19 protein-coding genes are annotated in these 18395 nt (G+C 60.6%); 16 read left to right on the plus strand and 3 right to left on the minus strand.

The genetic code is table 11. The features are described from left to right. Positions 1–4: 4 nt before the first annotated feature. The 7 genes from ACNFIC_RS02045 (at position 5) to ACNFIC_RS02075 (ending at position 5241) form a co-directional block, all read left to right on the plus strand. On the plus strand, positions 5–685 hold the full coding sequence (locus ACNFIC_RS02045) for a TenA family transcriptional regulator (RefSeq protein WP_138217559.1): 681 nt from the start codon (positions 5–7) through the stop codon (positions 683–685). Then, positions 672–1478, plus strand: coding sequence for an SDR family oxidoreductase (locus ACNFIC_RS02050; protein WP_138217560.1), 807 nt, complete (start codon positions 672–674; stop codon positions 1476–1478). Before ACNFIC_RS02045 ends, ACNFIC_RS02050 begins: the two co-directional genes overlap by 14 nt. Continuing rightward, positions 1475–2116: a tetratricopeptide repeat protein gene (locus ACNFIC_RS02055; protein WP_138217561.1), complete on the plus strand. Its 642-nt coding sequence runs from the start codon at positions 1475–1477 to the stop codon at positions 2114–2116. Before ACNFIC_RS02050 ends, ACNFIC_RS02055 begins: the two co-directional genes overlap by 4 nt. Before the next feature lie 2 nt (positions 2117–2118). Then, positions 2119–2781 carry a response regulator gene (locus tag ACNFIC_RS02060; RefSeq protein WP_138217562.1) on the plus strand — a complete coding sequence of 221 codons (663 nt, stop codon included), beginning with the start codon at positions 2119–2121 and terminating at the stop codon, positions 2779–2781. Continuing rightward, positions 2778–4142 carry an ATP-binding protein gene (locus ACNFIC_RS02065; protein WP_138217563.1) on the plus strand — a complete coding sequence of 455 codons (1365 nt, stop codon included), beginning with the start codon at positions 2778–2780 and terminating at the stop codon, positions 4140–4142. Before ACNFIC_RS02060 ends, ACNFIC_RS02065 begins: the two co-directional genes overlap by 4 nt. Before the next feature lie 150 nt (positions 4143–4292). Further along, complete coding sequence (locus tag ACNFIC_RS02070; protein ID WP_138217564.1) at positions 4293–4835, plus strand: cytochrome b; 543 nt, start codon at positions 4293–4295, stop codon at positions 4833–4835. Positions 4836–5007: 172 nt separating this feature from the next. Further along, positions 5008–5241 (plus strand): hypothetical protein, encoded by a 234-nt coding sequence (locus tag ACNFIC_RS02075; protein WP_416779567.1) that lies wholly within the window; start codon positions 5008–5010, stop codon positions 5239–5241. Between the two features lie 103 nt (positions 5242–5344). Here the strand turns inward: ACNFIC_RS02075 and ACNFIC_RS02080 are convergent, their stop codons facing one another. After that, positions 5345–6238, minus strand: a complete 894-nt coding sequence (locus tag ACNFIC_RS02080) for a LysR family transcriptional regulator (RefSeq protein ID WP_416779568.1) — start codon at positions 6236–6238, stop codon at positions 5345–5347. A gap of 140 nt (positions 6239–6378) precedes the next feature. Between ACNFIC_RS02080 and hpaH the strand changes: the two genes are divergently transcribed. From hpaH to ACNFIC_RS02125, 9 genes are all read left to right on the plus strand, one after another. Then, on the plus strand, positions 6379–7182 hold the full coding sequence (hpaH, locus tag ACNFIC_RS02085; RefSeq protein WP_416779570.1) for a 2-oxo-hept-4-ene-1,7-dioate hydratase: 804 nt from the start codon (positions 6379–6381) through the stop codon (positions 7180–7182). After that, complete coding sequence (locus tag ACNFIC_RS02090) at positions 7179–7982, plus strand: aldolase/citrate lyase family protein (RefSeq protein WP_416779572.1); 804 nt, start codon at positions 7179–7181, stop codon at positions 7980–7982. The genes hpaH and ACNFIC_RS02090 overlap by 4 nt, the downstream gene beginning before the upstream one ends. Before the next feature lie 67 nt (positions 7983–8049). Continuing rightward, positions 8050–9504, plus strand: coding sequence for an aldehyde dehydrogenase family protein (locus ACNFIC_RS02095; protein ID WP_416779574.1), 1455 nt, complete (start codon positions 8050–8052; stop codon positions 9502–9504). A 15-nt stretch (positions 9505–9519) separates the two neighbouring features. Then, entirely contained in the window at positions 9520–10386 is an 867-nt protein-coding gene (locus ACNFIC_RS02100; RefSeq protein WP_416779576.1) for a hypothetical protein, read from the plus strand. Positions 10387–10428: 42 nt separating this feature from the next. Further along, the gene (locus ACNFIC_RS02105; protein ID WP_416779577.1) at positions 10429–11736 is read left to right on the plus strand and encodes an MFS transporter; all 1308 of its coding nucleotides are present in this window, start codon (positions 10429–10431) and stop codon (positions 11734–11736) included. Between the two features lie 21 nt (positions 11737–11757). Then, positions 11758–12705 (plus strand): fumarylacetoacetate hydrolase family protein, encoded by a 948-nt coding sequence (locus ACNFIC_RS02110; protein WP_416779579.1) that lies wholly within the window; start codon positions 11758–11760, stop codon positions 12703–12705. An 83-nt stretch (positions 12706–12788) separates the two neighbouring features. Next, the gene (locus ACNFIC_RS02115; protein WP_416779581.1) at positions 12789–14234 is read left to right on the plus strand and encodes an aldehyde dehydrogenase family protein; all 1446 of its coding nucleotides are present in this window, start codon (positions 12789–12791) and stop codon (positions 14232–14234) included. Between the two features lie 278 nt (positions 14235–14512). Then, positions 14513–15460 (plus strand): AraC family transcriptional regulator, encoded by a 948-nt coding sequence (locus ACNFIC_RS02120; protein WP_416779582.1) that lies wholly within the window; start codon positions 14513–14515, stop codon positions 15458–15460. Positions 15461–15674: 214 nt separating this feature from the next. Then, positions 15675–16892, plus strand: coding sequence for an OprD family porin (locus ACNFIC_RS02125; protein ID WP_416779584.1), 1218 nt, complete (start codon positions 15675–15677; stop codon positions 16890–16892). Positions 16893–17243: 351 nt separating this feature from the next. On the opposite strand, the gene ACNFIC_RS02130 is transcribed toward ACNFIC_RS02125, so the two are convergent. Beyond that, complete coding sequence (locus tag ACNFIC_RS02130) at positions 17244–17603, minus strand: cupin domain-containing protein (protein WP_416779586.1); 360 nt, start codon at positions 17601–17603, stop codon at positions 17244–17246. Continuing rightward, positions 17600–18193: a GNAT family N-acetyltransferase gene (locus ACNFIC_RS02135; protein WP_416779588.1), complete on the minus strand. Its 594-nt coding sequence runs from the start codon at positions 18191–18193 to the stop codon at positions 17600–17602. Before ACNFIC_RS02135 ends, ACNFIC_RS02130 begins: the two co-directional genes overlap by 4 nt. Positions 18194–18395: the final 202 nt, after the last annotated feature.

Below are 18395 nucleotides of genomic sequence, written 5' to 3' on the forward strand. Positions count from 1 at the left end.
TACCATGTCCTTTTTTGACACGCTGCAAACCCAGACCCTCCAAGAGCGGCAGGCCTTGTTCGGCGTGCCGGTGATCCGTGAAGCCCTGGCTGGCCAGGTCAGCCTGGACAGCTATGTCGCCTTCCTGACCCAGGCCTACTACCACGTGCGCCATACCGTGCCGCTGATGATGGCGTGTGGCGCGCGCTTGCCGTCGCGGCTGGAGTGGCTGCGCGGCGCGGTGTGCGAATACATCGAGGAGGAATACGGCCACGAGCAGTGGATCCTCAACGACATCAGGGCCTGTGGCGGCGATTGGGAGGCGGTACGTGATGGTCGCCCGTCGATGTCGATCGAGCTGATGGTGTCCTACCTCTACGATTTGATCGCCCGTGGTAACCCGGTTGGGCTGTTCGGCATGGTCAACGTACTCGAAGGCACCAGCATTGCCCTGGCCACCCAGGCCGCGGGCACCCTCCAGAGCACGCTGGGCCTGCCTGCACAGGCGTTCAGTTACCTCACTTCGCATGGTGCACTCGATCAGGACCATATGGTGACCTACAAGCAACTGATGGACCGTCTCGACGAGACCGAGGATCAACAGGCGGTCATCCATGCCGCGAAGGTGGTCTATCGCTTGTACACCGACATGTTCCAGGGTTTGCCACGTGCCGGACAGCGAGAGGTGCGTCATGCGCTTGCCTGAATCGGTGGTAGTCCTCACCGGCGCCAGCGGGGGCATCGGCCTTGAGTTGGCCGAGCAGCTCTGCGCTGCCGGCGCCCAGGTACTGGCGGTGAGTCGGCGCGTGGGCGAGCTGGGCAGCCTGATCAAGCGCTACCCGGATCGGCTGCGTTGGCAAGAGGCCGACCTGCGCAGCCAGGAGGGACGCGATCTAGTTGTCGGTCGGGCCCGCGAGATGGGCAATGTCAACGTACTGATCAACGCCGCTGGGGTGAATCGCTTTGCCTTGCTCGATCAATTGGACGAGCACGCGCTCGACGAGCTGCTCGACATCAACCTCAAGGCTCCACTGCAATTGACACGCGCCTGCCTGCCATTGCTGCGCGCCCAACCCAAGGCCCTGGTGGTCAATGTCGGGTCCACCTATGGCTCGATCGGCTATCCGGGCTACGCCACCTATTGTGCGAGCAAGTTCGCCCTGCGCGGGTTTTCCGAAGCGCTGCGACGCGAGCTGGCCGACACCTCGGTCAATGTCTTGTATGCCGCCCCTCGGGCGACCCGCACGGGCATGAACAGCAGTGCTGCGACGGCACTCAATCAAGCCTTGAAAGTGGGTATGGACGACCCGGCAGATGTCGCCCGTGCGGTACTTGAGGCGGTGCAGTCCGAGCGCAGCGAGCTGTACCTCGGGTGGCCAGAGAAACTCTTCGTGCGCATCAATGGGATGTTACCCAGCGTGGTCGATCGCGCGCTGCGCAAGCAACTGCCTGTCATTCGTCGTTACATCGGTAGCCACCCCAAGGAGTCGATCAAATGAAGCGTCTGCTCATCTCCAGCCTGCTGGCATTCGCCCCGTTGAGCTGGGCGCTGGACCCGGCAGGTACACAGCAGTTGACCGACCTGCAGCAGCGCTGGGCGCACATCCAGTACCAGTTGCCCAAGGAAAAACGCGCCGACGCCTTCGAGCAGTTGGCCGGTGATGCCACTGCATTCGTTCATCGCAACCCCGGTGCTGCCGAACCGTTGATTTGGGAAGGTATCATCAACAGCAGTTGGGCCGGAGCCATCGGCGGCATCGGCGCCTTGGGCAAAGTCAAGGCGGCCAAAGCCAGTCTGGAGCAGGCTATCGAACTGGACCCCAACGCCCTGCAAGGCTCGGCCTACACCAGCCTGGGCACCCTCTACGACCAGGTGCCTGGCTGGCCGATCGGCTTCGGCGACAGCGACAAAGCTGATGCCTTGCTACGTAAAGCCTTGCAGATCAACCCCAATGGTATCGACAGCAATTACTTCTGGGCGGATCATCTGTACCGCCAGAAGCGTTACCCTGAGGCGACGGTTGCCTTGCAAAAAGCCTTGCAGGCAGCGCCCCGTCCGGGGCGCGAGCTGGCGGACCAGGGACGGCGCAGCGATATCGATGCGTTACTCAAGGCGATCAAGGACAAACAGGACTGAATATGCGGCTACTGCTGGTTGAGGATGACCTTGCGCTGGGTGAAGGGATCTGCGATGGCTTGCGTCAGCAAGGCTATACCCTCGACTGGTTACGCGACGGCGTCAGTGGTTTGCATGCCCTGCAGCATGAAACCTTCGATCTTGTGATTCTCGACCTGGGGCTACCACGCCTGGATGGCATCGAACTGCTCCGGCGCGTACGCGCCGGCGGCGATACGCTGCCGGTGCTGATCCTCACCGCGCGGGATGCGCTGGAAGATCGCATCACCGGCCTGGATGCCGGTGCTGACGATTACCTGGTCAAACCCTTCGATCTCAACGAACTCAAGGCGCGCTTGCGTGCACTGTTGAGGCGCAGCGCAGGGCGCGCCAAGGTGTTGATCGAACATGCCGGGGTCAGCCTCGATCCCGCTACCCAGCAGGTGCGCTACCAGGGGGTAGAGGTCGTATTGACCCCGAAAGAGTACGTGCTGCTGCACGAATTGCTGGCGCAACCTGGCAAGGTGTTCACCCGTGAGCGGCTGACCCAGCTGCTGTATGGCTGGGACGAAGAACCCGAGAGCAATACGCTTGAAGTGAACATCTATCACCTGCGCAAGAAGCTGTTCAATGGCCTGATTCGCACGGTACGCGGCATTGGTTACCTAGTCGAGGCCAAAGCATGAGTTCGCTGCGCCAACGCACACTCTGGCGAGTGATGTTGTTATTGTTGCTCGGCACCGGCCTGCTGGCGCTCTACAACTACCACGACAGCCGCCGCGAAATTAACGAGGTGTATGACGCGCACCTGGCGCAGAATGCCCGCCTGCTGCAGGGGGTGATGAGCATGCCGGTGCAGGAAGGCTCGCGTCAGGCCCTGTACCAGGCCTTCAACGAGGCGCTTGGCAAGGCCGGCCGGCATCAGGTCGGGCATCCCTACGAAAGCAAGCTGGCCTTTCAGGTCTGGCAGGACGGCGTGGGGCGCCTGGTTCATACACCCAGCGCGCCGACCCTCGACCCGCCCCCCACGTCTCCAGGTTTCTACGACTTCATCAGCGACAACGAGCAATGGCGTGGTTTCGTCTTGCCGGTGCCAGAAAAACATTGGGTCATCTGGGTGGGCGAGCGTGACGATGTGCGCTACGACCTGATCGACCGCATCGTTCGGCATACCCTGTTGCCGTTCCTGCTCGGCAGCTTGGCCTTGGCGCTGCTGGTCTGGGCGGCAATTGGCTGGGGGCTGCGGCCGCTTCAGAACATGGCCACGGTCATCCGCAAGCGTCACGCCGATTCACTTGAACCGCTGCAGTTGGTGCCACTGCCCTCGGAACTCGAACCGATGCAGGCTGCGATCAATCGCTTGCTGGCACAGATCGAGGACCTGCTGCGGCGTGAACATCGCTTCATCGCCGATGCCGCGCACGAAATGCGCACGCCGTTGGCGGTGCTGCGCCTGCATGCGCAAAACGCACTGGAGGCCAGCAACGATGCGGAGCGCCATAAAGCGCTGGGCTTCCTCATGGGCGGGGTCGACCGACTCACTCGGGTGGTCAACCAACTGCTGACCCTGGCGCGGGTCGAGCCTAAATTGGGCCAGCGTGCCAGTGCTCCGGTGGATCTCGCCGAATTGGTCACTGACACCTTGGCCGACCTGACACCCTGGATCCTGGACCGAGGCCTGGAGCCGTCGCTGGATATTGGCCAAGGCGAGCATCACCTGGACATCGACGCCGGTGCCTTGGGCATCGCGTTGCAGAATCTGGTGTCCAATGCGGTAGAGCACTCGCCGCCAGGGGGCCGCATAACCGTTTCGTTGCGGCGCTTGGCGGATCACGTCGAACTGGTCGTCGAAGATGAGGGGCCGGGTATCGATGAAGCGAGCCTGTCACGCGTGTTCGAACGCTTCTACAGCCGTAACAGCCCGAACGGGGCAGGTCTTGGGCTGTCCATCGTCGCCACCATCGTCGACCGGCTGGGCGGGCAGGTGCGCCTGGACAACCGAGCCAGCGGCGGCTTAGCCGCCACGCTGTTGTTCCCCGTGGCGTGATGCCGCCTTTGAGTGGCCGCGCCTTCACGCGGATCACTTCAGACTTCCTTAAGCTTGAACAGGCAACTTGGCGCTGTCCGGTTGCCAAGCAGGGCGTTCGCATCGCGCCAGGGGCAACGGACATACCCTTTATCGTTCGAGGTCATGGATATGAAGCGCGATTCAACGCTTGACCGCTATGGTCGGCTATCGATCATCATGCACTGGAGCATGGTCATCCTGTTCATTGGTATTTATGCGTGCATCGAATTGCGCGGGGCGTTGCCCAGGGGACATGCGCTGAAGAGCCCGTTGCTGGGCTTTCATGCGCTGTTGGGTATCGCCGTGTTCGTACTGGTTTGGGTGCGCCTGATTGGCCGGCTCAGCCCGCGTCCGCCTATTCTCCCCGCGCCGCCCACCTGGCAAACTGCGTTGGCCAGTGTTACCCACCTGGCCTTGTATGGGCTGATGATCGTGACGCCGCTGTTGGCCTGGCTGATGTTGGGCGCGGCAGGTAAGCCATTGCCGTACTGGGAGATCGTGGTGCCTTCGCCGCTGCCTGTCGATCCTGCGTTGGCCCGCACGCTCAAGGACTGGCATGAGTTGCTTGGCAATGCCGGCTACGCACTGATCGGCCTGCATGCGTGTGCAGGACTGGCCCATCACTACCTGCTCAAGGACAACACCCTCAAACGCATGCTGCCGGGGCGATAAGCCGCGAGCCTAAGGCTGATACCCCCCCACCCAGGCGACGTGTGTGCCGCTAGCAAGGCACAGCGAACGTCCAGGGAATTTACTCAGCGTCTGGAAATCTCACCTAAGCGAGCGGCACGCTTGTTGTGGTTTCTGCCGTCCCTACGCTGAACAAAAACAAAAGGGGGTTTGCATGAGTTGTCTGATTTGTGCCGGACAGGCCGAGTCTATCGATTGCGCCAGTGGATGGGAGGCGCGCTGCTGTGCGCAGTGTGGATCGTATCGCATGTCTCAGGCGCTCATTCTGATGATGATGGAGCAGGGGCAGATCTTCGATACCCCACGAATGCGCGCATGGCTGGCGTCCCGACGCGATCAAGGCGCGGTGCCGAGCATCGAGCGCAGTCACGCGATCTTGATGCGTTGAGCCGACGGCCTGCGGCCCAGCGCTAGCCTGAGCGGCAGGCCATGCTGCGCGATGCGGCCACCGCGCCAGCACAGGGCTGGCGTGCGTCGACGTTGGCATTTCATCAATGCCGCTTTGCCCAGTCGTGTAACCAAGACCTCAGGAACTCAGCGAAGCCATCTGCGGCAGGTGACAAGTGACGAGCGGTTGAGTGGTAGAGGCAGACTGAACGCAGCGTCTCGGGCTCTTGTACGCGGTGCATTTGCAGGCCGAACTGTTCGGCGAGGCACCTGATGTAGGCTGGCGCCAGAGTAGCCGCCAACCCGTGTGCGGACAGGCCCAGGGCTGTGGTGATGTTGTCGACGATTTCCACTGGCGTGACCCGTTCATCCTCCGGGGCGCTGGCGTGCATGGGAATCACGCTACGTTCGTGGTCGCGGCCTGCTGCAACGAGGTGGGCATCATGCAGGTCGCGCCAGGTGATGCGCGTGCGCGAGGACAGTGGATGGTCGGGGCAGCACCATAAGACCCAGCGGCTTTCGAACATGGTCTGGCGAGCTACGTCATTGCCGATAGGGCGATCAGGTCCAAGGGCCAGATCGACATCACCTGTGGCCACTGCGTCCACCAGCATCTCCACTGGAAGATCTCGAATGCGAATGACCACCTTCGGGTGCAGTCGCTGATAGTCCCTGATCGCTTCGGGCAACGCGCGACAGGCGAGTACCAGCGGTGCTCCAATTCGCACCACGCCGGCGGCGCGATTGCGCACATCTGCCGCCGCGCTCTCGCAAGCCCGTGCGTGACGCATCGTCGATTGTACGGACGCCAGAAAGTCACGGCCGGCTGCCGATAAGTTGACTTTGCGGGTCGACCGGTCAAACACCCTGAAACCCAGCACCTTTTCCAGCTCGGCTACAAGCTGACTGATGGCCTGCGGCGTCATACCCAGCCGTTCGGCGGCACCGGCGAAACTACGCAATTCAGCCACGCAGACGAACGTTTCGAGCTGACGCAAGGTGAACCTGAGGAGCGCCATAATTAACAACCATTAATTGATAAAGGTGCGAATTTCTTTGCTTTTTGTTGATAAGTCAATCCCGCAAAATGCCCACATCACAATGACAACAGGCCTTCTAAGGCTGGGGAGATTTTGCAGTGCTCGACCAAGCAACCTGCCAAGCGTTGGCTGTCGAACTGGAACAGGCGCAGACGTCACGCCAGCAACTTCGACAACTGACCCTGCGTTTTCCTGACCTGACCATCCATGATAGTTATGCCATTCAGCGAGCGTGGATCGCGCTGCAATTGGCGGGCGGACGAAAAGTCATCGGTCACAAGATCGGCTTGACGTCCCGCGCCATGCAAATCGCGTCGCAGATCAGCGAACCGGATTACGGAACGTTGCTCGACAGCATGCTGCTGGCCGATGGTTCTGAGGTGCAAGCCTCCAGGTTCATCGTTCCACGCCTTGAGGTGGAGCTGGCGTTCATCCTTGCGCGCCCCCTGCGTGGACCGGATGTGAGCCTGTTCGACGTGCTCAACGCCACGGATTACGTGGTGCCAGCGCTGGAATTGATCGATGCACGTATCGAGCAGTTCGACCGGGATACCAAGGTCCCGCGTCAAGTCCGCGACACCATCGCCGATAACGCCGCCAACGCGGGCATCATTCTGGGCGGACGTCCCATGCGCGCCGACCAAGTGGATTGGCGCTGGGCCGGTGCCTTGCTGTTCAAGAATGGCGTTATCGAGGAATCGGGCCTGGGGGCCGCTGTGCTCAATCATCCGGGCAACGGTGTGGCGTGGTTGGCCAACCGCTTCGCCCTGCATGGCGAAGGGCTGGACGCTGGCCAGATCATCCTGGGTGGTTCGTTCACCCGGCCAGTGGCGTGCGCCGCAGGTGATACCTTCCATGCCGATTACGGCCCCCTGGGCTCGATCTCGCTGAGGTTCGTATGAGTGCCACTTGCTTTCGCCAGGCGCTGGCCGAGGGGCGCACGCATATCGGTTTGTGGCTCGGACTTGGCGACCCGTACACCGCAGAAGTGTGTGCCAGTGCCGGGTACGACTGGCTGTTGATCGACGCTGAGCATGGTCCAAATGATTTGCGCTCGATTCTCGCGATCCTGCAAAGCGTCGCTGCCTACCCGGGCCATCCTGTGGTCAGGCTCCCGCATGGCGAGACTGCACTGATCAAGCAAGTTCTGGAAACCGGCGCCTTGTCGCTGATGGTGCCCATGGTCGACAGCGCCGATCAGGCACGCGCGTTGGTCAGCGCCATGCGCTACCCCCCGCAGGGGATTCGCGGCGTTGGCTGTGGTTTGGCGCGCTCTTCACGGTGGGGCGCAGACGCAGGTTATCTGGCCGAATCCAACCAGCGGGTTTGCTTGTTGGCGCAGGTCGAGACGCTCGAGGGGCTTGCCAACCTGGCGCAGATTGCCGCGGTCGATGGCGTCGATGGGGTGTTCTTCGGACCGGCTGATCTGAGCGCCTCGATGGGGCTAATCGGCCAGCCGGGGCACCCGCAGGTGGTGGCGGCAATCGAACAGGCCATCGATACCGTCGTCCACGCCGGCAAAGCGGCAGGTGTGCTCAGTACCGACCCCGTACTCGCCATGCGTTATCGAGATCGAGGTGCGCAGTTCGTCGCCGTAGGGGTCGATGCCACGTTGCTGGCACAGTCCACGCGCACGCTGCTGAGTACGTTCCGGGGAGCCTCGTCGCGGCCGGAACCGGCGTCTGGCCGATCAGGCTACTGAGCGCGCCCGCGCTGGAAACTTTATCAACGACAACAAGGAACAACCCATGCCCACTGCCCTTATTGACGTGGCCGGCGTGCAGGTGTCGCCAGACCATTACATCGATGGTCGGCGAATTGCCTCTGCATCTACATTCGAACTGTTCAGCCCGATCGATCAACGTGTCCTGGGTCACATTGCCGAAGGCGAAGCTGAGCATGTCGAGGCTGCCATCGTGGCTGCCGAGCGTGCGTTCGTATCGTGGAGCGCCTTGAGCGCAGCGCAACGCCGGGTGTATCTGGAGCGTTTTGCCGAAGAGATCGGCAAGCGTGCCGAGGCGTTCTGCCTGCTGGAAAGCACGGATGCGGGGGTATTGCTCTCGCGCATGCGCCACGGTGTTATCAACCGAGCCAAGCTCAATATCAGTTGGTTTGCCGAGCATGCGCTGACCCTCCAGGACCGCAGCCTGGAGACGGAACAGGCAAGTCACCGTATCCGGCATGATCCTGCTGGTGTCGCAGTGATCATCACACCTTGGAATTCGCCGTTGATGTTGGCCACCTGGAAGCTGGGCCCGGCACTTGCCGCCGGCAACACCTGCATCGTCAAGCCGCCAGAGTGGGCACCGTTGACCAGTTCGCTGCTGGCCGACGCCGCCGACGCTGCAGGCCTGCCGCCAGGCGTGCTGAACATTGTGCAGGGGGCCGGCGCTACGACGGGGGCGCGTCTGGTCAGTGATCCTCGCATTGCACGTATCTCCTTCACCGGCAGTGTGCCGACCGCCAAGGTCATCGCAGCGGCGGCGGCGGCCAATCTGGTGCCATGCAGCTTGGAGCTGGGCGGGAAAAGCCCGTTCATCGTTCTGGAAGATGCCGATCTGGACAATGCCGCCGCCACCGCCGCGCTGATGTACCGAAATGCCGGCCAGGTTTGCCTGGCGGGTACGCGTTTGTTGGTTCATGAGCGGGTCGTGGATGATTTTGTCGCGACCATGCGCGGCTATGTCGAAAAGTTGGTGATCGGTGATCCGCGCGATGCCTCGACGGAAGTGGGACCTGTCATACACCCACGCCAGGTCGAACGCATCCAAGGGTTCATCGAGCGCGCCGTGGCCGCAGGTGCGAAAGTCGTGTGGGGTGGGGGCAAGCATCCGCATGGCGCCCAATACCTGCAGCCGACATTGCTCACGGATGTTCAGCAGTCAGATGAGATCGTACAGAACGAGGTGTTCGGGCCGGTGCTCACGTTGCAGACCTTCAGCAGTGATGAGCAAGCCATCGCGATGGCGAACGGCACGGACTTCGGCTTGGGAGGCGTGTGCTACGGCGAGACGGCCCATGCGAGCGCAGTGGCCGAGCAGGTGCGCACCGGTTTTATCTGGGTGAACAGCTTCGGAATCCGCGACCTGGCGGCGCCATTTGGCGGTATCAAACGCAGCGGCATTGGGCGCGAGGGCGGGGACTGGAGTTTCGAGTTCTTCTGCGACATTAAAGACGTGGTGGTTCCGAACAAACCGTTCCGTGCCAGTTTCAGTCAACGATAACAAGGAAAACACAACATGGGACAGATCGTCGGCGCGGCCATCGTGTCGCACCACCCAGGACTGATGCAGTGTGAGGAGTTTCGCCGGGCCATGGGCGCTGGGCAGGACTCGGATCTGATTGCCGGGTTCGCGCGCGTGCGCGAGAAGATCCTGGCGGCTCAGCCGGATGTCGTAGTGATCTTCGATAGCCATTGGTTTACCACCGGTTATCACCTGGTCGATGCCAGCGCTCAGTACCAGGGGCGTTATACCTCCGATGAGATGCCGTGGTATCTGCATGGGGTTCCCTATGCCTACCGTGGGCATCCTGCACTGGCCCAAGCCATAGAGCGCGTATCGCGTGAGCAGGGGGGGTACAACCGAGCGATCGCCCATCCTGATCTTGAACGCCAGTATGCGACCATCAACGTCATCAAACTGGCGGGATTGGAAACGCTGGATATCCCGGTGGTCACGGTCAGTTCCTGCCAGAACTGCGAGTGGCCCCAGTTCCTGCAATCAGGTGAGGCCATAGGGGAGGCGATTCGCCGCAGTGACCTGCGTGTGGTGCTGTTGGCCTCTGGTGCGCTGAGCCATAAATTCAACGGCATCGACTGGAAGCCCAACAACCCTCGCATTTTCCACGAAAGCAATGTGTCCTCGAAGGCTGCTGTAGAGAGTGACAAGGGCGCTATCGCGTTGATGGCCGAGGGGCGTCATGCGCAGATTCTGGCACGCTGGGATGAAGATTATCGACGCCAGCCCTGGGAGGCGTTCGGTGCGCATTACCTGCAAATGATCGGTGCACTTGGCGGTGCCAGTTGCCTGGCCAAGGGCGAGGCCTTGTCAGCCTACGAGAACGCGCGTGGCACCGGCAATATCCACGTCTGGTTCGACCTCTGACGTACGTTCAGTCACAACCACAATAACAATATGAGGCACCCTATGAGTGGTAATGCCATTACCGGCGCTATTGCGCCGGCCGCGTTAGACGCCGAAGACGCGACTTACGCTCAGGTCACGCGGCGTTTGATTCCTTTTCTTTGCCTGTGCCTGATCATCGCTTTCCTTGATCGGATCAATGTCAGTTTCGCCAAGTTGCAGATGATGGATGACCTGCACTTCAGTGAGGCGGTGTACGGTCTAGGGGCAGGTGTGTTCTTCCTGGCCTACTTCGTTTTCGAACTGCCAAGCAATTTGATCATGCACCGTGTCGGCGCGCGCCGATGGATCGCGCGGATCATGATCACCTGGGCCGTGCTCACTGGCGCCATGGCATTTGTGAATGACGAAACCACGTTCTACATCGTGCGTTTCTTGCTCGGCGCCGCCGAAGCCGGGTTCTTCCCTGGCATCGTGCTTTATCTGACTTACTGGTACCCGGTAAACCGTCGTAGTCGCATCATGGCCTTGTTCATGTCGGCGATTCCGATTGCCGGCCTGCTCGGTGGGTTGTTCTCGGGTTGGATCATGGACTCATTGGACGGCAGCCACGGCATGGCAGGCTGGCAGTGGCTGTTCGTGGTCGAGTCAATTCCATCGCTGGCAGTGGGGGTCGCGGTGTTGTTCTACCTCGATGACGGTATCGGCAAGGCACGCTGGTTGAGCGACGACCAGAAAGCGCTGTTGCAGGCACGTATCGATGGCGAGAGCCAGGCAAAAGCCCCGATGTCACTGGGCGCTGTGCTCAGCCATCCGCTGATCTGGATGTTCGCGCTGGTGCATTTTGGTAGCTCCATGGGGCAGTACGGATTCGGCTTCTGGTTGCCATCGATCATCAAGGCAACCGGCGTCCAGAGCACGACCCACATCAGTCTGTTGTCGGCCATTCCCTATGCGTTCGGTGTGGTGGCGATGATCCTGGTTGGCCGTCATTCCGACCAAACCGGGGAGCGTCGCTGGCATTACTGCGGCGCAGCCACCCTCGGTGCGCTGGGACTGGCGCTGGCGGTGCTGTTCCAGCACAACACCGTCGCCGCCATGTTCGCCCTGACCCTGGCCAGCATGGGCCTGCAAAGTATGGCGCCGATCTTCTGGTCGATGCCAACCGGCATGCTCGGCGGCGTCGCCGCAGCGGCAGGGATCGCGCTGATCAACTCGATTGGCAACCTGGCCGGTTTCTTCAGCCCCTATCTGGTCGGTTGGGTCAAGACCAACACCGGCACCACCGCCAGTGCGATGTTCATCATCGCAGGCTTTGTACTGATGGCAGGTCTGCTGGTGGTTACGTTCGTGCGCGCGCGCAAGCATTGATCATCTCAAGAGGTTTTACTCATGGATTTCGAATTTCCGATTCAGGCGTTGCCTGAAGTCATGCGCGGCCCACGCCTGGAGCGTCGCCGGGTGCTGCTGGGCGGGTCCGCCTGTTGGGGAACGTTGATCGAAGAGGGGAGCGATGCCGGGCAACTGCGCCTGGATGACGGGCGGGTGATTGCTGCCGAAGGCCAGGCGTACCTGCCGCCTGTGCAGCCTGGCAAGATCATCGCAGTGCATATCAGTTATAGCTCTCGTAGCGTCGAGACGCGCAACAAGGCCCGGCCTACCGAGACGCCCACGTATTTCGTCAAGCCGACGACGTCGCTCAATGGGCATAACGGGCAGATCCACAAGCCTGTCGACTGCCAGTACCTCAACTATGAAGGCGAGTATGCGGTGGTCATTGGGCGTACCTGCCGCAACGTCACACCGGACGAAGCCTGGGGATACATCGAGGGTTTCTGCGCGGCCCTGGACATGGGGCTGCAAGATTTCCGTGACACCGATCAGGGCAGTATGCTGAGGGTCAAGGGCGCCGACACGCTATTGCCGATCGGCCCCGGCATCGTACGTGGGGTGAACCTGTTCGAGCAGACCCTGCGCACCTATGTCAACGGACAGGTCGTCCAGCAAGCGCATATCGGTGATGAAACCATCTGGGGGCCACACTACGTCATTGCCGACCTGGCGCGACACATCACGCTGGAGGCGGGTGACGTGATCCTCATGGGCACCCCATGCCATTCGCGCAGCATCGATGCCGGCGCTGTAGTGGAGTGCGAGGTCACCGGCATTGGCCGTATCCGGGGGCATGTGGTCGCTATCGATGCGCCACGTGCCTCGGCGCTGGGGGTAGGTCATCAACCTACCGATAGCCCGGAGGTACGCCGCGTCGCACTGGGCTTCGATGAGCGGGTCCCGGCGATGCTCAAGGAAAACCTGTCACGCGCCCGCGGGCAAGGCTGACCGTAGCAAGCCAGCATTGCCGCCTGATGGGTCGGCAATGCTGCGCACTTTCTCTTGTCGCGTTCTCGGAGTAACCCCTACCGATGTATTGCAATTTCATCAATGGTGAATGGTTGGCAGGGCTTGACGCCTCGACCAACATCAACCCGTCCGACACCCGGGATGTCATCGGCCACTATGCACGCGCCAGTCAAAGCCAGGCGCGCATGGCGTTTGCGGCCGCCAGCCACGCGCTACCTATCTGGAGCGGTCGCGGGCCTCAGCAGCGCAGCGACGCGTTGGACGTGATTGGCAGCGAAATACTGGCCCGTTTGGATGAACTGGCTGATCTGCTCGCCCGTGAAGAGGGCAAGGCGTTGGCAGATGCACGCGGCGAAGTGCTGCGAGCCGGCCAGATTTTCAAGTTTTTTGCAGGCGAATGCCTGCGTCAGCCGGGTGAAGTGATGGCCTCCACCCGTCCCGGCATGACAGTGGAAGTCACCCGTGAGCCGATTGGGGTGGTTAGCGTGATCACCCCCTGGAATTTCCCACTGGCCATTCCGGCTTGGAAAATTGCGCCAGCGTTGGCGTATGGCAACACCGTGGTATTCAAACCCGCCGAGTTGGTGACCGGTTGTGCGTGGGCGTTGGCCGAGATCATTGCGCGTGCCGGGTTGCCCAATGGGGCGTTCAACCTCGTGATGGGAAGCAGTCGTGAAATCGGCAGTGTCTTGCTCGAAGATCCGAGGCTTTCTGCTATCACCTTCACAGGCTCGGAAGGTACTGGGCGCAAGGTTGCGCAGGCCGCGGTTGGACGATCGGGCGGCATGGCGCGTTTTCAGCTTGAAATGGGTGGCAAGAATCCACTGGTGGTATTGGACGACGCGGATCTGGATGTCGCCGTGGCTTGTGCATTGGATGGCGCCTACCACGCTACCGGGCAGCGGTGCACTGCCTCGTCTCGGCTCATTGTCACCGATAACATGCACGATCGTTTCGTTGCCGCCATGCTGGACAGGTTGCCCGAGCTGAAAGTGGGCGACGCACGCAGCCCAGGTACCCGCATCGGTCCGGTGGTCGATGCTGAGCAGTTGGCCCAGGACGTGGCGTATATCCATCAAGGCATCGCCGAGGGTGCGCAGCTGGTTTACGGAGGCCAAGCGATGCCGGAAGTGGAGGGCAGGCCGGGCCATTATTTGCAGCCGGCACTGTTCGTCGGTGCCACATCGAGCATGCGCATCTGTCAGGAAGAAATCTTCGGACCAGTGGCAGCGGTGATCCGCGTGGCCGATGCCGAAGAGGCGCTGGCCGTGGCCAACGATACGCCGTTTGGCTTGTCTGCGGGCGTGTGCACCACCTCGCTGAAGTGGGCCGCCATGTTCAAGCGCGAGTTGCAAGCGGGGATGGTCATGGTCAATGCGCCGACGGCGGGGGTGGACCCGCATGCGCCGTTTGGCGGGCGCAAAAGTTCCAGCTACGGCCCCAGGGAGCAGGGGCGCTACGCCGCTGAGTTCTTTACCCAAGTGAAGACGAGCTACATCAAACCCTGATGTCACCGTCACTATTGGGCTGCTTTGCAGCCCAATAGTGACTCACCGCCCCAGGGTGTGTCAGGCCCTGTGTGAAAAGTCTTAAGACGCCGGTCAGGTAAGGCGAAAACAGCCGAGGGGCATCGCGCCCATGCGGGCAATACCGGCATTCCCTTCCCCGTTGATTGTTTACAAGGTCTTCTCGATAACAACAAGAGTGAAACGTCATGACTTGCATGGCCCCTGGTAGTGGCGTAGCCCAAGCGATTGCGTTGTTGCGCCAGCAGGCGCAGACCGCAATGACCTTCACCCCCGATCAAGTCGAAGCGACAGATGCCGATAGGGCTTCGGCTGTACTGGCGGCTAACTACAGCCAGAATCGGCTCGCGGTGCACAACAGTGACAGTCCTTTCGCGATGCAGTGGCAGCGACGCACCTTGGGTGAGCTGAACATCGCCAGCTTGCGTTTTGGCGCCCCGGTCAGCATCGATCAAGCGCCGACGTCTTTTCTCCTGGTCAGCACGCAACTGCAGGGTGGCGCGACCATACAGACGCCTGGCGGCGTGTACTCCGGTGGGAGTGGCTTGGTCATGATCGACTCGCTCGAGGAGCGCATCCACAAAGCCTTCAGCGCCGATAGCTGGCGCCTGCACGTACAGTTTCCTCTCGGCATGATCGAAGATGCGCGGGTCGCCTACCATGGACACCGACCGGGCAAGCCCTTGCGATTCGACGCCATGCTGCAAGCGGGTGGCAGCGCGCAGGTGCGCTGGATCAGCTTTCTGAACTTGATGATGACCTACCTGAGTGGCACCGCGCCGGAGCTTGATGCGCGTTGTGTCGGCTTCCTCCAGCAGAGCGCATTGTTCACGCTGATGCACGCGCTTGATGGCGATCAGCTTGATGGCTTCAGGCTTCAGGCATTTACTCCCCGGCATGTGAAACGGGCAGAAGGCTACATTCGCGAGCGCTTGCACAGCGATATCAAGCTGGCCGACATCGCCAACGCTGTCGGCGTCAGCATCCGCTCCTTGAGCGAGGGGTTTCAGCGGGCGCTCCAACAGTCGCCCATGCAATATGTCAAAGCACTGCGTCTGGACGCTGCTCGAAATGAATTGTTGAGTACTGATCCAGAGCGTTTGGTTTCAGAAGTTGCTGAAGCATGGGGTTTCAACCACCTCGGGCGCTTCAGCGAGCAGTACCGTTTGCGCTTTGGCGAGTTACCTTCGCATACCCCGCGCAAGTGAGCAAAAATCCGCCTGAAGTGGATAGCGTTTGCTGGATCTGGCTAACGGCCTTGGAACCGCCTCGGTAGCCTGAACGTCGCTGGGCAACGCGGTTGTTCTCGCCTCTCGAAACGACTGAGTCCTTACCGCGTACCTTTCATAGGCCAAGTCCGTGTGCCAGCGACGGGCAGTTCTGATAATAAAAACAATGAAAATGACAAAAAGCGCTACCCCCATGGCGGTATTCTGCCTCGGTGCTCTCTCGCTATACGCCGATCATGTTCTCGCCGACTTCGTCAATGACAGTCATGCGGTGATCGACGCTCGGAATATGTACATGAATCGCGATTTTCGTAACGCCGGTACTCCCGGCCCCATGCGCGACTGGGGGCAGGGTTTCACCTTGCGTTTCACTTCCGGTTTTACCGAGGGGGCCGTCGGGGTCGGCCTCGATGCCATCACCCAGATGGGTATCAGGCTCGATGCGGGCCAGCGTGGCAGCAACACCAACCTGCTCGTGCTCGGGAGTGATGGCAAGGCCGAAAACGAGTGGTCTGAAGCCGGTGTCACCGCCAAACTGCGCTTTGCCAAGTCGCAATTGTCGGTGGGCTCGCTTCAACCCAGCTTACCGGTCGTCATGTACAACGACACGCGCCTGTTGGCGACACGCTACACCGGCGCAATGTTCAACTCCAAAGATATCGACAACCTCAACCTGACGTTCGGCCAGTTGACCAGGGTCAACTTGCGCGACTCCACCGATAACAAGGAGATGGCGTATGCCTACAACGGTCTGGGGGCTGGCGATTTCGACTTTGCCGGTGGCGCCTATTCGCTGAGCAAAGACCTGACCGTAAGCTATTACTACGGACGGCTCGAAGAAGCTTATGCCCAGCATTTCGTAGGTGTGAACCATAGCCTTGAGTTCCAACCTGGATGGAAACTGCTGAGCGACGTTCGTTATTTCCACAGCGTTGATGAGGGCAGGGCCGTCGGCGGCGTGATCGATAATGACTTCATCAACGGTATGTTCACCGTCGACACGCAGGGACATGCGTTGAGCGCGGGGTGGCAGAAACTGTCCGGTGATGGCAACTTCCCGTTCCTGGCCGGTGCGGATCCTTATTCGGTCAACTTGGTCACCCACAACACCTTCGCCAAGCAGAACACGCGTGCCTGGCAATTGCGCTATACATACAACTTCGCGGCCATGGGTATCCCAGGGCTGTCGTTCATGACGCGCTATGTGCAAGGCCGCAGCATCGAGGCCGCCGGGGCCAGCGACGGCCACGAGTGGGAGCGGGACATGGACATCGCCTACGTCGTCCAGTCCGGGCCGTTGAAGGACCTGAGCCTGCGTTGGCGTAACGTTTCGTTCCGTTCGGGCAACGGCTTGACCACGGACCTCGATGAAAACCGGATTATCCTGGGCTATCAGATTGCCCTGTGGTGAGCGCCAGCGTGCCGCGATAGTAGGCCGTTGGACTTATCTAGTCGCCGATCGAAGGGGCTGATAACAGCGATGCCCCTGTCGAATCCCCCTCGATAAACCACTGGCCAAGCTTTTGCGCATGCTTGGGGCAGCCAAGGCTGGAGGCGCGGTGCCGGGTTTAGGTTCGCTGTGTCACCACCAGCACGCATCTGTGAAAAAAGGTACGCCGTGCCGAATGGCAGAATAACTAACGTCCGAGCCCTGCAAAGGGTAGGTTCAGCGTCGGTGAAGCGGGGCCATGGCGAGGCGTGGCAACGCTGGCCGGCGCCAGGCCGCCGCCACAAGTGAACAGCTTGCTTTCGAGCCGGGGCACTAGTTCGCTGGCAAGAGGATCACGAAGTTCTTTTTCATATCTTCCAGCACTGTCCATCTGCCCTTGGCGCCCGGTTCGATAATGAACGTATCGCCAGCGGACAGTGTGACCGGGGCACAGCCCTCAAGCTCGATCACGCAGCGTCCACTCAGGACATGGCAGAACTCCCAGACTTTGTAGTCGATACGCCATGCGCCGGCAGTGGCTTCCCATTCGCCTGAAATACGACCTTGCTGTTCATCGTGATAATACTTGGACGTCAGCGTATGGGGGTCGCCTTCCACGACCGCTTCAAAAAATGGCAGGTCGCGCACCGCTTGGATATCCAGATCGCGGAACACGGTCAGTTTCTTGTTCATGGTTTTTTCTCGAGCACGTTAGGGTTAGGGCGATACATCAAATAGGCTTCGCCGGTGACGCCAAGCATCGGGTGTGGAACGATCTGGCAGGTTTTAACAATGTGAAAACCGTGGCGTTCGTAGAAGCGGCGTGCACCGTGGTTTTCTGCATAATCGATCAGGCACAGCCCGTCCAGGCCAAAGCCCTCGGCGCGCTGTTGCGCGTGACGAAGAAACTGCACGCCCAGCCCCTGACTGCGCCAGGCTTCATCCAGCGCCAGGCTGGATATATACAAGGTATTGGGTATTTCCATGTCTGAATAAGGTGCGAGGACTGGGTCGGTCTCGACAGCCCTTTCAGCGGTGTCTTGCAAGGCATAGCTATGCATCATGCCGATGACGCGCCCCTCGAACGTGGCCATCAGGCAGTTCTTATAGGAAAAGTCGCCCTGCTCCCTGGCGTAGCGAGATGCACCGACATTCAGCAATGCCTCCCCAGGTGCGGCAAGCTTGCTCCATATGTAATCGGCCATACCCTCTGATGTCAGTTGAAAGAAGCGCGCAATATCGTGCGCGTCCGAGGCATGAGCAGGTCGGAAGTCGACAGCCATGTACAGTGCTCCGCTGGGATCGGGTGAGGTAGGTTTTTCAGGATTACGCCGTTGAAAGGGGGCAGGGTAGGCGTTTTGAACGGTTCCCATCATGCTCCAGGCGAACACCTTCAGCACAACCTGCGACGGTGCACTGGCATCCAGTGATGTGTGCACTCGGGTTGTGGTGCGAGTTGACCTGGATCGGCTCAGTTGGGGTGAC

This window comes from Pseudomonas sp. NY15463 (assembly GCF_048068415.1).
Lineage (GTDB): Bacteria > Pseudomonadota > Gammaproteobacteria > Pseudomonadales > Pseudomonadaceae > Aquipseudomonas > Aquipseudomonas mosselii_C.

Excerpts from the sequence above, each read along its gene's own strand:
- ACNFIC_RS02075 (WP_416779567.1), top strand. The coding sequence starts at position 5,008 with ATGAGTTGTCTGATTTGTGCCGGACAGGCCGAGTCTATCGATTGCGCC.
- ACNFIC_RS02130 (WP_416779586.1), bottom strand. The coding sequence starts at position 17,603 with ATGAACAAGAAACTGACCGTGTTCCGCGATCTGGATATCCAAGCGGTG.
- ACNFIC_RS02050 (WP_138217560.1), top strand. The coding sequence starts at position 672 with ATGCGCTTGCCTGAATCGGTGGTAGTCCTCACCGGCGCCAGCGGGGGC.
- ACNFIC_RS02045 (WP_138217559.1), top strand. The coding sequence starts at position 5 with ATGTCCTTTTTTGACACGCTGCAAACCCAGACCCTCCAAGAGCGGCAG.
- ACNFIC_RS02100 (WP_416779576.1), top strand. The coding sequence starts at position 9,520 with ATGGGACAGATCGTCGGCGCGGCCATCGTGTCGCACCACCCAGGACTG.
- ACNFIC_RS02125 (WP_416779584.1), top strand. The coding sequence starts at position 15,675 with ATGGCGGTATTCTGCCTCGGTGCTCTCTCGCTATACGCCGATCATGTT.
- ACNFIC_RS02090 (WP_416779572.1), top strand. The coding sequence starts at position 7,179 with ATGAGTGCCACTTGCTTTCGCCAGGCGCTGGCCGAGGGGCGCACGCAT.
- ACNFIC_RS02115 (WP_416779581.1), top strand. The coding sequence starts at position 12,789 with ATGTATTGCAATTTCATCAATGGTGAATGGTTGGCAGGGCTTGACGCC.
- ACNFIC_RS02120 (WP_416779582.1), top strand. The coding sequence starts at position 14,513 with ATGACCTTCACCCCCGATCAAGTCGAAGCGACAGATGCCGATAGGGCT.
- ACNFIC_RS02065 (WP_138217563.1), top strand. The coding sequence starts at position 2,778 with ATGAGTTCGCTGCGCCAACGCACACTCTGGCGAGTGATGTTGTTATTG.
- ACNFIC_RS02105 (WP_416779577.1), top strand. The coding sequence starts at position 10,429 with ATGAGTGGTAATGCCATTACCGGCGCTATTGCGCCGGCCGCGTTAGAC.
- ACNFIC_RS02135 (WP_416779588.1), bottom strand. The coding sequence starts at position 18,193 with ATGGCTGTCGACTTCCGACCTGCTCATGCCTCGGACGCGCACGATATT.
- ACNFIC_RS02110 (WP_416779579.1), top strand. The coding sequence starts at position 11,758 with ATGGATTTCGAATTTCCGATTCAGGCGTTGCCTGAAGTCATGCGCGGC.
- ACNFIC_RS02060 (WP_138217562.1), top strand. The coding sequence starts at position 2,119 with ATGCGGCTACTGCTGGTTGAGGATGACCTTGCGCTGGGTGAAGGGATC.
- ACNFIC_RS02070 (WP_138217564.1), top strand. The coding sequence starts at position 4,293 with ATGAAGCGCGATTCAACGCTTGACCGCTATGGTCGGCTATCGATCATC.
- ACNFIC_RS02055 (WP_138217561.1), top strand. The coding sequence starts at position 1,475 with ATGAAGCGTCTGCTCATCTCCAGCCTGCTGGCATTCGCCCCGTTGAGC.